Source organism: Pseudomonas sp. G2-4 (genome assembly GCF_030064125.1).
Classification (GTDB): Bacteria; Pseudomonadota; Gammaproteobacteria; order Pseudomonadales; family Pseudomonadaceae; genus Aquipseudomonas.
In genome coordinates this window covers 4,582,501-4,594,534 of record NZ_CP125957.1, presented here as the reverse complement: position 1 = coordinate 4,594,534, position 12,034 = coordinate 4,582,501, and the positions used below count along the sequence as shown (strand labels likewise).

At 59.7% G+C, this 12,034-nt stretch carries 16 protein-coding genes (1 of these 16 cut by a window edge); 6 read left to right on the top strand and 10 right to left on the bottom strand.

Annotated features, from left to right (window positions below; translation table 11 throughout):
- Window positions 1-4 precede the first annotated feature (4 nt).
- From QNH97_RS19880 to soxR, 6 genes are all read right to left on the bottom strand, one after another.
- The gene (locus QNH97_RS19880) at window positions 5-580 is read right to left on the bottom strand and encodes a DUF6162 family protein (protein ID WP_283553548.1); all 576 of its coding nucleotides are present in this window, start codon (window positions 578-580) and stop codon (window positions 5-7) included.
- A complete protein-coding gene (locus QNH97_RS19875) occupies window positions 577-903 on the bottom strand; it encodes a hypothetical protein (RefSeq protein ID WP_283553547.1) in 327 nt (108 codons plus the stop codon). The genes QNH97_RS19880 and QNH97_RS19875 overlap by 4 nt, the downstream gene beginning before the upstream one ends.
- Window positions 900-1,442 carry a PA2404 family protein gene (locus QNH97_RS19870; protein ID WP_283553546.1) on the bottom strand — a complete coding sequence of 181 codons (543 nt, stop codon included), beginning with the start codon at window positions 1,440-1,442 and terminating at the stop codon, window positions 900-902. The genes QNH97_RS19875 and QNH97_RS19870 overlap by 4 nt, the downstream gene beginning before the upstream one ends.
- Window positions 1,439-2,653 (bottom strand): PepSY-associated TM helix domain-containing protein, encoded by a 1,215-nt coding sequence (locus QNH97_RS19865; protein WP_283553545.1) that lies wholly within the window; start codon window positions 2,651-2,653, stop codon window positions 1,439-1,441. Before QNH97_RS19865 ends, QNH97_RS19870 begins: the two co-directional genes overlap by 4 nt.
- Before the next feature lie 232 nt (window positions 2,654-2,885).
- Window positions 2,886-3,347, bottom strand: coding sequence for a VOC family protein (locus tag QNH97_RS19860; RefSeq protein ID WP_283553544.1), 462 nt, complete (start codon window positions 3,345-3,347; stop codon window positions 2,886-2,888).
- Window positions 3,348-3,433: 86 nt separating this feature from the next.
- Window positions 3,434-3,904 carry a redox-sensitive transcriptional activator SoxR gene (soxR, locus tag QNH97_RS19855; protein WP_283553543.1) on the bottom strand — a complete coding sequence of 157 codons (471 nt, stop codon included), beginning with the start codon at window positions 3,902-3,904 and terminating at the stop codon, window positions 3,434-3,436.
- A 96-nt stretch (window positions 3,905-4,000) separates the two neighbouring features.
- Between soxR and QNH97_RS19850 the strand changes: the two genes are divergently transcribed.
- From QNH97_RS19850 to QNH97_RS19830, 5 genes are all read left to right on the top strand, one after another.
- Window positions 4,001-4,378 carry an antibiotic biosynthesis monooxygenase gene (locus tag QNH97_RS19850; RefSeq protein ID WP_283553542.1) on the top strand — a complete coding sequence of 126 codons (378 nt, stop codon included), beginning with the start codon at window positions 4,001-4,003 and terminating at the stop codon, window positions 4,376-4,378.
- A gap of 104 nt (window positions 4,379-4,482) precedes the next feature.
- Window positions 4,483-4,749, top strand: coding sequence for a hypothetical protein (locus QNH97_RS19845; protein ID WP_283553541.1), 267 nt, complete (start codon window positions 4,483-4,485; stop codon window positions 4,747-4,749).
- A 102-nt stretch (window positions 4,750-4,851) separates the two neighbouring features.
- Complete coding sequence (locus tag QNH97_RS19840; RefSeq protein WP_283553540.1) at window positions 4,852-5,466, top strand: LysE family translocator; 615 nt, start codon at window positions 4,852-4,854, stop codon at window positions 5,464-5,466.
- Window positions 5,467-5,832: 366 nt separating this feature from the next.
- Window positions 5,833-6,999 (top strand): cysteine desulfurase family protein, encoded by a 1,167-nt coding sequence (locus QNH97_RS19835; RefSeq protein WP_283553539.1) that lies wholly within the window; start codon window positions 5,833-5,835, stop codon window positions 6,997-6,999.
- Window positions 7,000-7,048: 49 nt separating this feature from the next.
- A complete protein-coding gene (locus QNH97_RS19830) occupies window positions 7,049-8,857 on the top strand; it encodes an aminopeptidase P family protein (protein ID WP_283553538.1) in 1,809 nt (602 codons plus the stop codon).
- A 9-nt stretch (window positions 8,858-8,866) separates the two neighbouring features.
- Here QNH97_RS19830 and QNH97_RS19825 read toward each other — a convergent pair whose 3' ends face one another.
- Together QNH97_RS19825 and QNH97_RS19820 are read right to left on the bottom strand one after the other, a co-directional pair.
- Window positions 8,867-9,457, bottom strand: a complete 591-nt coding sequence (locus tag QNH97_RS19825; RefSeq protein ID WP_283553537.1) for a 2-hydroxychromene-2-carboxylate isomerase — start codon at window positions 9,455-9,457, stop codon at window positions 8,867-8,869.
- 35 nt (window positions 9,458-9,492) lie between these two features.
- Entirely contained in the window at window positions 9,493-10,221 is a 729-nt protein-coding gene (locus QNH97_RS19820) for an SDR family oxidoreductase (RefSeq protein WP_283553536.1), read from the bottom strand.
- Between the two features lie 89 nt (window positions 10,222-10,310).
- Between QNH97_RS19820 and QNH97_RS19815 the strand changes: the two genes are divergently transcribed.
- Entirely contained in the window at window positions 10,311-10,880 is a 570-nt protein-coding gene (locus tag QNH97_RS19815; protein ID WP_283553535.1) for a TetR/AcrR family transcriptional regulator, read from the top strand.
- 10 nt (window positions 10,881-10,890) lie between these two features.
- On the opposite strand, the gene QNH97_RS19810 is transcribed toward QNH97_RS19815, so the two are convergent.
- Window positions 10,891-11,172 carry a hypothetical protein gene (locus tag QNH97_RS19810; RefSeq protein WP_014337379.1) on the bottom strand — a complete coding sequence of 94 codons (282 nt, stop codon included), beginning with the start codon at window positions 11,170-11,172 and terminating at the stop codon, window positions 10,891-10,893.
- 168 nt (window positions 11,173-11,340) lie between these two features.
- A protein-coding gene (rhtA, locus tag QNH97_RS19805; protein ID WP_283553534.1) for a threonine/homoserine exporter RhtA crosses the window boundary here: on the bottom strand, window positions 11,341-12,034 show its 3' portion. It continues 194 nt past the right edge of the window; the window shows 694 of its 888 coding nt (coding positions 195-888); the start codon falls outside the window, past its right edge; it ends in the stop codon at window positions 11,341-11,343.

The window sequence follows — 12,034 nt, the reverse complement described above, 5'->3', positions numbered from 1 at the left end:
TGGGTCAGTGTCGGTGCTGGCGGGTTACGCCTGCGTCGAATTGCGCGACGATCTGTTGCCAGCCAGCGGCGGACAACGCGGCATCGTCCAGCGCGGAGGGGGCGGAGAGGTCTTTGCTGCGATTGAGCCAGATGTCGGGAACGGCGTCTGACGCTTCGCTGATGCGCATCAGAAACGAGCCAGCGACGGATGGGCGGGGGCTTGCGCCGAAGTAGGCCCGGTCCTCCAACTGTTGCCAGGTATGGCCGCCGCGGCTGACGGAGCTGGCGTCCTGGGCGAACGGGGCAAAACCTTCATCGGCCAGTGTTTGCGGGCCGGGCAGGGACTGTTGCTCCTCACGCAGCAGGCGGATCTCATCCAGAGTCACTCGCAAGTCTGCGTAAATGCCTTGCTCGGCGGCGCTGAGGTCACGGCGGGCATCGAGTTGGTTCGAGGCGATGTGAACGGTGTCGTCGGCTTCGCCGTGCCAGGCCACTACCGAGCCGGCCACCAGCACGATGATCAGGCACAGCAGCAAGACATACAGGGTTTCATGGCCCGCGCCAGCGGGGCGGATGACTTGGGTGGTGGGGCTGGTCATGGGGCCTCGATATCGGCTTGGTCGATTTCCACCACGTGGCCGGGGCCGGCGTCGAAGAGCACGTAGAATTCGGCGTTTGGTTTCTTGAAGGTCAGCGTCGAGTCGGCGCCGAGCTTGCCTGGCACCAGGATGGTTTCGTCGTAGCCGATCACGTCCAGGGTCACCCCGGGCGCGCCGCTGCCGTCGGAAAAGCCGCCGGTGCATTGGATCTGTTCGGCGTCGATGGCCTTGCATTCACACATGGGGTTGTGGGCCAGGGCGATGCTGCTGAAGCCGATGCAGAGCAGCAGCGCCAGGCTGTTGAGAGAGGCGCGGGGAGTCATGGTTGGGTTCCTTGAGTCTTCAGCCAGGCGACAGTGGCGGGGGAGGCCTGGCTCAGGGGGATGGAGGCCTGATGCATCGAACCGTCCCAGCCTTCTAGGGTTATCCACAACTCAGCGTCGGGCTGGGTCTTTTGTGGCACCGGCAACAAGGCGCCCATGCGATAGGGCGAGCCGAAGAAAATCACCCCGGCGGCCCGCAGACTGCGGGGCTTGCCGATGCGCAGGTAGGTGGCCTTGACCTGGCCGGTACAGCTTTGGCACAGGGCCGCGTTGAAGTGCTTCATCGGCCCGGCAGGCCCTTGGACGCGAGGGGGTTCGTTGCGAAATTCCGCCAGGCGCAGGCTCCAGGGACCGACCTGGACTTCGCCGACTTCCCGCTCACCAAGCCCGCCATCACCGCGGAACAACGACGCTTCCGAGAAATATTTGGGCATGAATCCCAAGGGGATCAGCAGCAACAGCACGTTGAGGTGAAAGCGCCATTTGTGCCAGAACAAGCTCAGGCGCGACGGTGGTGAGGCTGTGTTGGACGGGTTCACAGGTTGCCCTCCGGCGATTCACGGTGCATGGACGGCTGCAATGACCGCGCAGTTCGGGCTTCACGAGTAGGTTTTTGGCTGCGCTTGAACGCATTGGCGGTGGCCAGGGCGGTGCGTTTGGTCCAGATCAGCAGCCCGCTGAGGACCATCATGCTCAGGATCAAACCGAAGAAAAACCAGATGAGCTTGATCCAGAGGCCGCCGAAGTCCCCAGTGTGCAATGGCCGCATGGATTCGGTGACGAACTCCAGGGTCGTGCGGTCCGACAGCAGCCTTGAGGCGGCCACGTCGCCGTTGTAGGGGTTGATGGTGGCGGTCTGGAACATCAGCGGATACCAACCGCGGCCGCCGATTTCCAGATGGCTGTAGGCATTGCCGGGCAGACTGATGAAACTCGCTTCCAGTCCCGGGATGCGTTGCTGGGCGATTTCAATGGCCCGGTCCAGGTTCACTTGCGGTGGCGCCAGGCCATCGACCGACAACGGAACGTTTTCACGGGCCACCACCGGGATGACCGGTTCGCTGGAAATGGATATCTGGTTGTCGCCCAGCAAGGCTTGGATCAGGAACCAGGTGCCGGTGATGGAGATGACGGCGATGAACCAGATTGACCAGATTCCGCTGAGCCGGTGGAAATCACCCCAGAAAATCCGTGCGCCATGGCGAATCCGCAAGGTCGGACGAAAGAAGCCTTTCCAGAAACGCTTGTAGACCACCAGCCCGGTCACCAGGGATGCGAGCAAGGGCAGGCCGAGGAACGACACCAGGTACCAGCCCCAACTGTAACCGTTGGTGAACGGCACCAGCCACCAGCCATGCAGGGCCCGGGTGAAGGCCTGGAAGTTGAACGTCGGCGCCGAGCCCTGGATGGCGCCACTGTACGGGTTGACGTAGACCGTGTCGGGGCGCCCGTCGGGGTAGGTCACCTTGGCCTCCAGCGCAAAATGCGACTCGTCCGGGCGGATGATGCTTTGCACCTGGGTTTGCGGTTGGGCCTGCTTGATCGCGGCGATCACCTGGTCATAGCTGAGCAGCGGGGCATCGTCCGAGGGCTTGCTCGCCCGCATGTCGGGGTTGGCCAGCCAGACGATCTCCTGGCTGACCACCGCGAGGGTGCCGGTTACGCAAACGATGAGCACGAAAAACCAGATAGGCAGGGCCAGCCAGCTATGAACCAGGAACCACAGTTTGGAGCGGGATTTCTTCGACATGATTGAACGTCTTGATTCGATGAAAGGCTCGGTATTAGGGGCTTCGCAATACCCTGAACCCTGAAAAGCCGGCCGTGGCTTTTGCCGACGTGGCCTGCTGCATCTAATTAAGACGAACGAGCAACCCAAATCCTGAAAGGGAAGATGAAAGAAAATGTTTCGCGTTTAGTGTTCGTGGATTTTGTGGCGAGGGGCAGCTCCCTCGCCACAGGTACGTTAGCTTCAGAACGCGTCAGCCTTGCTGTTGAAACATTTCTTTGGCCCGCTGCTCGATCTGCTCCTGGGTCAGGTCCTCTTTGTGCGTTGCCAGGAACCACACATGCCCATAGGGATCTTTCAGGCTGCCGCTGCGGTCACCATAAAACTGATCCTTGACCTCGGAAATCACCTTGCCACCGGCCGCAATCGCCTGGGCAAAGGCACTGTCCACGTCCTCGACGTATAAGTGCAGGCCGACCGACGGCGATTGGTCCGGGTTGCTCAGCGGGCCCTGATCACAAGGCGTGCCGAGCATGATCGGGTAGCCGTTGATCCGCAGTTCGGCATGGCCGATGCCCCCGTCGGGCATGGCCAGGCGCATGATCTCGGTGGCATTGAAGGCTTTTTTGTAGAAGTCGATGGCTTCGGCAGCTTTTTGAATGCCCAGGTAGGGTGTGATGTTATTGAACCCTTCGGGAGTGGATTTGACGCCCATGACGTTTCTCCTTGTTGTTACGGGAGGCGAAGAGGGTCTTCGTCGATTTGCGCCCATCCACTATAGGCCAGCACCTTGGGGCCGGTTCACGGCCCGACGAACGTCCGCGGCTTGTCCAACAGATGTGCTCCCGGCCCTTGCTGACCCAGCACATCGCCGTGATTGCGCAGCGGGCAAGCTTCCATCGACAGGCATCCGCAGCCGATGCAACCGTTGAGTCGATCGCGCAGTGCCATCAGTTGCTGGATGCGTTCATCCAGGTCCCGGCTCCACCGCGCCGACAGGATCTGCCAGTCAGCAGCCGTTGGCGTGCGGTTATCCGGCAGGGTTTTCAATGCCTCGCCGATTTCCGCCAAAGGAATGCCCAGGCGCTGGGCGACCTTGATCAGCGCTACACGGCGCAACACTTCCCGCGGGTAGCGGCGTTGATTGCCTGGGTTGCGAGTGCTTTTGATCAGTCCCTTGGATTCATAGAAGTGCAGGGCCGTGACCGCTACGCCGCTGCGGGCGGCCACTTGGCCGACGGTGAGTTCCTTATGGACGTTTATCTGTGCCATCGCCTGAATTCACTGCTTGACCTTTAGTTAACTAGAGGTTTTACCCTGCATGCCTTCGGATCGCAAGATTCGCCTTACGAGCATCGGGGACCTTTCATGCAATCACCAAGGAACAATCACAGCTTCACCCAACTCATGGAGTTCGACATCGAACCTCAATGGCAGCAAGCGCTGGTCACAGCCCTGTCGGAACAGACCGAGCGGCTGGCGCGGGATCATCAGGGTTTCCTGAGCGCCAGTATCCAGGCCAGCGAGGACGGTCGACGTGTGCTCAATTACTTGCAATGGCAAACCCGTGAGGCGGGTGAAGCGGCGTTTCAACGCTTTGAAAGTGGCGAGCAGGATTTCTGGCGGCTGATCCAGGCACACCGTGCCAAAGCCGTGACATTCGGCTCGTTCCAAGTGCTGCGCAATATTGAACGCAGTCTGGATAACGCGCTGCACTGCCCGTTGGTCGATGGAGCGCAGCGGTAGATCCTGGGGGGCAATATCCACTATCGAGAGGGTTGATTTCTGCCGGGCGTGGCCGGCGGGTAGCCTTTGTTCATCGCCCAACCCCAGAACCCCGGACATCCGCCATGAACCGTACCCTTGCTGTTTTGCTGCTGTTGACTGCCACCGTATTGAGCGGTTGCGCTACCTCATCTCCAGAGCTGCGCCCCTACACCGCCGAAGAAACCCGAGAGCTGGCACTCGAAGCCTTGAACCGCCGTGGGTTGTCGTTCGACGAATACCACGCGAAAAAAATCGAATTGCTCGGCCCGTCGCAAAAAAACGTGAGCTTCGACGATCAGGGTCAGATGAGTGCCGAGCGGGTCGTGCAACAGCCTGGCCGGTCCAGCTGAGGGACTGTACCGCTCGAAGTTTTGCCCAACTGTCCATGGGTTTGCGCCAGGACGTGGGGTAGGGTCATGACTTGACTGACTGCCCCGATGGATTGACCTGCCATGACCCTTTCACTTGACCTGCTGCTGGGCTTTGCCCTGTTTGCCCTCGTGACTTCGATCACGCCTGGGCCCAACAACACCATGTTGCTGGCTTCAGGTGTCAACTTCGGTTTCAACCGCACCATTCCACATATGCTGGGCATCACCTGCGGGTTCTTCTCCTTGGTGTTGGCGGTAGGCCTTGGCTTGGGAGCGGTATTCCAGACTTACCCCTTGCTCTATACCGCGCTGCGTTACATCGGTGCGGCGTATCTACTGTACTTGGCGTGGAAAATAGCCCACTCCGGTCCGGTCTCGGAAAACCAGCCTGGGGAAAATACGCCGATCAGCTATTGGGGCGCAGCAGCGTTCCAATGGGTCAATCCGAAAGCCTGGATCATGGCTATCGGCGCGATCAGCACCTATACACCGCTTCAGGGTTATTTTCTCAATGTGGTGGTGATTGCAGCGGTGTTTGCCTTGATCAACTTGCCTAGCGTGAGCCTGTGGGTGGTCTGCGGCAGCCTGTTGCGCAACTTGCTGCGTGATCGCCGCTGGCTGCGCCTGTTCAACTGGGGAATGGCGCTGTTACTGGTCGCCTCGCTGTATCCGTTGTTGCTCGAAAGCCTCCGTTGAGGGCTCAATGCGGTTCATTTAAGAAAAGTGATGGACGTGTGGCGAGGGAGCTTGCTCCCGCTCGGCTGCGAAGCAGTCGTAAACCGGCGGGTGCGGTGTGTCTGATGCTCCGCATTTGGCAGGTTTTGGGGCCGCTTCGCGGACCAGCGGGAGCAAGCTCCCTCGCCACGGGTTTGTCGATTGCCTTAAGTGAGCGGCATTACATTGAGGGCTGAGCTTCGACGCGATGCCTGTTAAGCTCGCGGTTCAGGAGCGTTCCTACGCACTTTAAAACGAAGTCCGACTTCTTTAAGGTCCTTGATCAGGTATTGCTAGTCTTGAACCCAACGAGGGCGCCTGATCCCGAGCAGGCTCTGCGAGTTTCCTATGAATAAACGTCCTTTGTATTTTGATTACGCCGCCACCACGCCGGTGGATGAGCGGGTCATCCAGGTCATGGTCCAATGCCTGGGTTTTGACGGCAACTTCGGCAACCCGGCCTCCAGCTCCCATGCCTTCGGCCAGGAAGCCCGGCGTTCGGTGGAGCTTGCGCGCCAGCAGGTGGCGCAATTGGTGGCGGCTCAGGCCGAACAGATCGTCTGGACGTCCGGCGCCACCGAGTCCAACAACCTGGCCCTCAAGGGGGTAGCCCAGGCGCGCAGCGGTTCCGGTGGGCATATCATCACCAGCTTGATCGAACACAAAGCCATTCTCGATACGGCGCGACAGCTCGAAGAACGTGGCATCGCGGTGACCTGGCTGGCGCCGGACGCCGAAGGCCTGATCAACCCGCAAGCTGTTCGCGAGGCCCTGCGCGACGATACGTTCCTGGTGTCGCTGATGCTGGTGAACAATGAACTGGGCACCGTCAATGACGTTGTCACCATTGGCGAGATCGTTCGCGAGCACGGTGCGTTGTTGCATGTAGACGCGGCCCAGGGCGCCGGCAAGGTGAGGATCGACCTGGCCCGCTGGCCGGTGGATCTGATGTCTTTTTCCGCGCATAAAATCTACGGCCCCAAGGGCATCGGTGCCCTTTACGTCGGCGACCGCGCCCGGCCTCGGCTGTTGGCACAAATTCATGGCGGCGGACATGAAGGCGGTTTGCGCTCCGGCACCCTGGCGACCCATCAGATCGCCGCCATGGGGGCCGCATTCGAACTGGCCGCCCAGGCATTCGACGAAGAACTCGCTAAAATCGCTCTGCTGCGCAATCGTTTGCTGGAACCACTGCTGGCTTTGCCCGGTGTATGTATAAACGGCAGTGCGAACCAGCGAATTCCTCACACGCTGAGCCTGACGTTCAACGAAGGTGAGTTCAACCCGGCAACCTTGGGCGCGTCGATTGCATTTTCCGCGACTTCGGCGTGCAATTCGGCAGCTAATACGCCATCTCACGTGCTGCTGGCCCTCGGGCACGATGCGCGTGCGGCTGGGCGGACCATTCGTTTGAGTCTGGGGCGTTTTACCCGCGAGCAGGATATCGATGAGGCGGTGCGGTTGATCAAGGCAGCCTGTGCGACTGCGCCCGCGTTCTGGGCCTCCACCCCGTAAGCCGAGCGTCTTCGGCACCAAACAACAATATTGATGAACAGGAGAAACGATGAGCACCGAGCCTTTGACCCATGGACTGGTTCCCCAGCGCCTGGCCCGAATCCGCCAACTGATGAGCCGGGAGGGCATTCACGCGCTGCTGGTGCCATCGGCCGACCCACACCTGTCGGAGTACCTGCCGGGCTACTGGCAGGGGCGGCAATGGTTGTCGGGCTTCCATGGCTCGGTAGGTACGTTGATCGTGACCGCAAGTTTCGCCGGAGTTTGGGCTGACAGCCGTTATTGGGAACAGGCCACCAAGGAGCTGGAGGGCAGCGGTATCGAGCTGGTCAAGCTCATTCCTGGCCAGCCCGGGCCCTTGGACTGGCTCGCCGAACAGACGCCTGAAGGTGGCGTGGTTGCGGTCGACGGTGCGGTCATGGCCGTGGCGTCGGCCCGGACCCTGAGCGGCAAGCTCGAGGAACGCGGCGCGCGGTTGCGCACCGACATCGATTTGCTCAAGGAGGTCTGGACTGATCGCCCAAGCTTGCCCGCTCAGCCGGTCTACGCGCACTTGCCCCCGCAGGCGACTGTCAGCCGGGTCGAGAAACTCGCCAAGCTGCGCGAAGCCCTCAAGGAACGTGGCGCCGACTGGCATTTTATTGCCACGCTGGATGACATCGCCTGGCTGTTCAACCTGCGCGGCGCGGATGTGTCCTTCAACCCGGTGTTCGTGTCCTTTGCCTTGATCAGCCAGGAACAGGCCACGCTGTTCGTGGCCCTGGACAAGGTTGACGCATCGCTGCGTGCCGTTCTCGAACAGGACGGCGTGACCTTGCGTGATTACAGCGAAGCCGCGGCCGCATTGCGTGAAATACCGGACGGGGCTAGCCTGCAGATCGATCCGGCGCGGGTTACGGTCGGCTTGCTGGATAACCTGGGCAGTGGCGTGAAGCTGGTCGAAGGACTTAATCCGACGACGTTGGCCAAGTCCCGCAAAAGCCTGGCCGACGCTGAGCACATCCGTCGGGCCATGGAGCAGGATGGAGCGGCGCTTTGCGAGTTCTTCGCATGGCTGGACAGCGCCTGGGGCCGCGAGCGCATCACTGAGCTGACCATCGATGAGCACCTGACCGCCGCCCGTACCCGTCGGCCGGATTTTGTTTCCCTGAGCTTCAACACCATCGCTGCGTTCAACGCCAATGGCGCGATGCCTCATTACCACGCCACCGAAGAAGCCCATGCGCTCATCGAAGGCGATGGCTTGCTGCTGATCGATTCCGGCGGACAGTACCTCGGCGGTACCACCGACATCACCCGCATGGTGCCGGTCGGGACACCCACCGCCGAGCAGAAACGTGATTGCACCCGTGTGCTCAAAGGTGTGATTGCCTTGTCCCGAGCCAAATTCCCGCGAGGCATCCTGTCGCCCTTGCTGGATGCCATCGCCCGTGCGCCCATCTGGGCCGAACAAGTGGATTACGGGCACGGTACCGGCCATGGCGTGGGTTATTTCCTCAACGTTCACGAAGGTCCTCAAGTGATTGCCTACCAGGCCGCTGTGGCGCCGCAAACGGCGATGCAGGCGGGCATGATCACCTCCATCGAACCGGGCACTTATCGTCCGGGCCGTTGGGGGGTACGGATCGAAAACCTGGTGTTGAACCGTGAAGCGGGTAACAGCGAGTTCGGTGAGTTCCTTGAGTTCGAGACCCTGACGCTCTGCCCAATCGATACCCGTTGCCTGGAGGCGTCGCTGCTGACCCAGGACGAAAAAGACTGGTTCAACGCTTATCACGCCGAGGTTCAGCGTCGATTGAGCCCGTTGCTGGAAGGCGACGCGCTGCAATGGCTGAACACGCGGACACTGGCGATCTGACGCAGGAGATCAGGCAAGGGCTTCACGGACGAAGTCCAGCCGATCCTGGCCGAAGAACAGCTCGTCGCCGACAAACATGCTTGGGGCGCCGAATACGCCTCGTTCGATGGCTTCTTCGGTGGCGGTCTTGAGCGCTTGCTTGACCTGTTCGTCGGTCGTCATGGCCAGTACATATTCAGGATCGAAACCCCCTTCATCCAAGACCGCTGCCACCGTTGCCGGGTCGTTGAGGTTTCGACCGTCCACCCACAGGGCGCGGAATAGGCAGTCGATGAAAGCTTCGAAGCGTTCGGGTTGGCGCAGTTGCATGCCGGTCACGGCACGCATCAGCAAGAGCGTATTGATGGGGAAAAAAGGGTTGAGCTTGAAGGCAACGCCGTAGCGTTTGGCGAAGCGATCCAAATCCTTGAACAGATAAGGGCCCTTGGCCGGTATGGTGACCGGTGACGCATTGCCGGTGGCCTTGAAGACACCACCCAGCAGCATTGGGCGATAGACCAGCTGGCTGTTTGTCTGTGCACAAAGCGTCGGCAACTGGGTATAGGCCAGGTACGTGGTCGGGCTGCCGAGATCGAAATAAAACTCCACCGATTTGCTCATGGTATCTGCTCTCTTATTTTTTGTGGGGGGAGGGTTTACCAGCGTTCATTCCAGGGGCGCAGGTCCAGCTCAAAGGTCCAGGCATCACGGGGTTGGCTGTGCAGATACCAATAATTGTCGGCAATGTGCTCGGGATTCAGGATGCCGTCCTCATCCTTGGTGGCATATTTTTCTGGAAAATTATCGCGGATGAAATCGGTGTCGATAGCGCCGTCCACCACCACATGAGCCACGTGAATGTTCATCGGGCCCAGTTCACGCGCCATGCTCTGGGCCAATGCCCGGATGCCATGCTTGGCGCCAGCGAACGCGGCAAACCCTGAGGCTCCGCGCAATCCCGCCGTTGCTCCGGTAAACAGAATGGTCCCTCGCTGGCGTTTGACCATCCGCTTGGCTACTTCCCGTGCGTTGAGGAAGCCCGAGAAGCAGGCCATCTCCCAAATCTTGAAATATTTGCGCGCGGTTTCTTCGAGGATGCTGCAGGGCACATTGGCGCCGATGTTAAACACAAAGGCTTCAATCGGGCCGATTTGGTTCTCGATTTGTTCGACCAACGCAATCACGTCGTCCTCTTTACGGGCGTCACAGGCAAAACCGTGAGCTTCCCCACCTTGGGCACGGATCCCGTCAACCAATGACTCGAGTTTGTCGGCGTTGCGGCGGGTGACACAGGCGACAAACCCCTCCTGTGCGAAACGCTTGGCAATTGCTCCACCAGTGGCATCACCCGCGCCAACAACCAGTACGACCTTCTTGTTGTTCATGAGTAGCCTCATTGGTAAACGATCGTTAACTAAACGGACGTTATGCTAAGATCCGGCGAGCGTCAAGATGAGTAATCAGAGGCAGGACGATGCGTTATTCAGCCAATCACAAAATGGAAACCCGGGAGAAACTGCTCGCCAGCAGTGCCGTATCCGCCAAGACATCGGGTTTCTCCACGGTCGGTGTCGATGGCCTGATGAAAGCGATTGGGTTGAGCGGCGGGGCGTTCTACAGCCACTTCTCATCCAAGGATGAGCTGTTCAAGGCTATTGTTGAGCGGGAGTTGGCCCAAAGCCTTGATCGTTTGAGCGGTGACGGGGCCATGGGCACAACGAAACTGCAGCGCTGTCTCAAGCAGTACCTGAGCATGAGCCACGTTGAGCAACCGGAGGCCGGTTGCGCATTGCCGGTTCTGGGCGCCGAGATCGCGCGATCGGATGTGGGGGTGAGGGAAGCGGCGCAAACATGGATCTGCCGGTTGCATGAAAGCTGGACGCGGATATTGGAAAGCGACAGCCTGGCTTGGGCCATCCTGTCGCAATGTGTAGGTGCGCTGGTTGTGGCGCGGATGCTGGTCGCTCCGGAGGTCCAGCGTGATGTCCTCAAGTCCAGCTATGAAGAGATCAATCGTCGAATAGTCGAACAACGGCTCGACTGACACCGCCTATTTACTTACAGATGACGATCATACTGCGGCTGGTATAACCGGCGGGGTTGAGTCCGAAGGGATAATCCCCCGGCTCCTCGACGGCATCACCCGATTTGGCGATGACCTTGTAGCCTTTTGGGGCGCATGAATTGGCGGCGCTGGCGGCGCACTGGTCCCAGGATGAGGAAAGACCAGAGCAGTTGATGTGCAGACCCTTTTTACCGCGCTTGACTTCAGTTTTCGATGTCGCCGCGCAGCCCGCAACTGCAAGTACGGCGATCAATATCAAAATTCGTTTCATTCCCGTCCTTATACCGTCGTGGATCTTATGCCCACATACGGTGGCGTTCGCTTTCGCTTGAAGCGTTCATGACGTCCTGTATGAAAAAAATCCATGTCTGGCATTGGGTTACGGAGCTAAACATGGCCTAAATGCGGGGTAAATACCAGTCCTTCGTTAAATCCTGCTTCAATCTGCCGCGATGGCGGGCTTCGCTGTGTTGCCCATGGTCAACGTAGCGCCGACCGACGCAAGAATGATGCAGGTAATGGCTGTCCATTGGGCCAATGATAAATACTCCTGGAGGAACACGAGCCCCGACAAGGCGCCGAATGCCGGTTCGATACTCATCAGGGTACCGAAGGTACGGGCCGGTATCCGGGTCAGTGAGATCATCTCTAAGGTGTAGGGTAGGGCGGTAGACAAGATGGCGACTCCAATGGCGATTGGAATCAGGCTCGGTGTCAGCAGTGCGGCGCCGGCGTGCACGATGCCGATAGGGGCGACGAACAGGGCGGCGATCATCACCCCCAGGGCGGCGGTTTGCACGCCATTGTCCGCCCCGGCTTTCTGCCCAAATAGAATGTACAGCGCCCAGCAGAGCCCGGCCCCCAATGCGTAGCCGGCTCCTACCAAGTCAATCCCGGCACTGGCGGCTCCAGTGGGTATCAACAGAAGCAGGCCAATCAATGCCAGGGCTATCCAGAGAAAGTCGATTGCCCTGCGCGAAGCGTAAATGGCCACCGCCAGAGGACCAGTGAACTCCAGTGCCACGGCGATTCCCAGTGGAACGGTGCGCAGTGACATATAGAAGAGGAAGTTCATGCCGCCCAGGGCCATCCCGTAGACAATCACGGTGCGTAAGGATTGAGCCGTAAGCTTG

Bases quoted from the DNA above. Each gene is read 5' to 3' on its own strand.
- QNH97_RS19880 (WP_283553548.1), bottom strand. From the start codon at position 580: ATGACCAGCCCCACCACCCAAGTCATCCGCCCCGCTGGCGCGGGCCAT.
- QNH97_RS19875 (WP_283553547.1), bottom strand. From the start codon at position 903: ATGACTCCCCGCGCCTCTCTCAACAGCCTGGCGCTGCTGCTCTGCATC.
- QNH97_RS19865 (WP_283553545.1), bottom strand. From the start codon at position 2,653: ATGTCGAAGAAATCCCGCTCCAAACTGTGGTTCCTGGTTCATAGCTGG.
- QNH97_RS19860 (WP_283553544.1), bottom strand. From the start codon at position 3,347: ATGGGCGTCAAATCCACTCCCGAAGGGTTCAATAACATCACACCCTAC.
- soxR (WP_283553543.1), bottom strand. From the start codon at position 3,904: ATGGCACAGATAAACGTCCATAAGGAACTCACCGTCGGCCAAGTGGCC.
- QNH97_RS19850 (WP_283553542.1), top strand. From the start codon at position 4,001: ATGCAATCACCAAGGAACAATCACAGCTTCACCCAACTCATGGAGTTC.
- QNH97_RS19845 (WP_283553541.1), top strand. From the start codon at position 4,483: ATGAACCGTACCCTTGCTGTTTTGCTGCTGTTGACTGCCACCGTATTG.
- QNH97_RS19840 (WP_283553540.1), top strand. From the start codon at position 4,852: ATGACCCTTTCACTTGACCTGCTGCTGGGCTTTGCCCTGTTTGCCCTC.
- QNH97_RS19835 (WP_283553539.1), top strand. From the start codon at position 5,833: ATGAATAAACGTCCTTTGTATTTTGATTACGCCGCCACCACGCCGGTG.
- QNH97_RS19830 (WP_283553538.1), top strand. From the start codon at position 7,049: ATGAGCACCGAGCCTTTGACCCATGGACTGGTTCCCCAGCGCCTGGCC.
- QNH97_RS19825 (WP_283553537.1), bottom strand. From the start codon at position 9,457: ATGAGCAAATCGGTGGAGTTTTATTTCGATCTCGGCAGCCCGACCACG.
- QNH97_RS19820 (WP_283553536.1), bottom strand. From the start codon at position 10,221: ATGAACAACAAGAAGGTCGTACTGGTTGTTGGCGCGGGTGATGCCACT.
- QNH97_RS19815 (WP_283553535.1), top strand. From the start codon at position 10,311: ATGCGTTATTCAGCCAATCACAAAATGGAAACCCGGGAGAAACTGCTC.
- QNH97_RS19810 (WP_014337379.1), bottom strand. From the start codon at position 11,172: ATGAAACGAATTTTGATATTGATCGCCGTACTTGCAGTTGCGGGCTGC.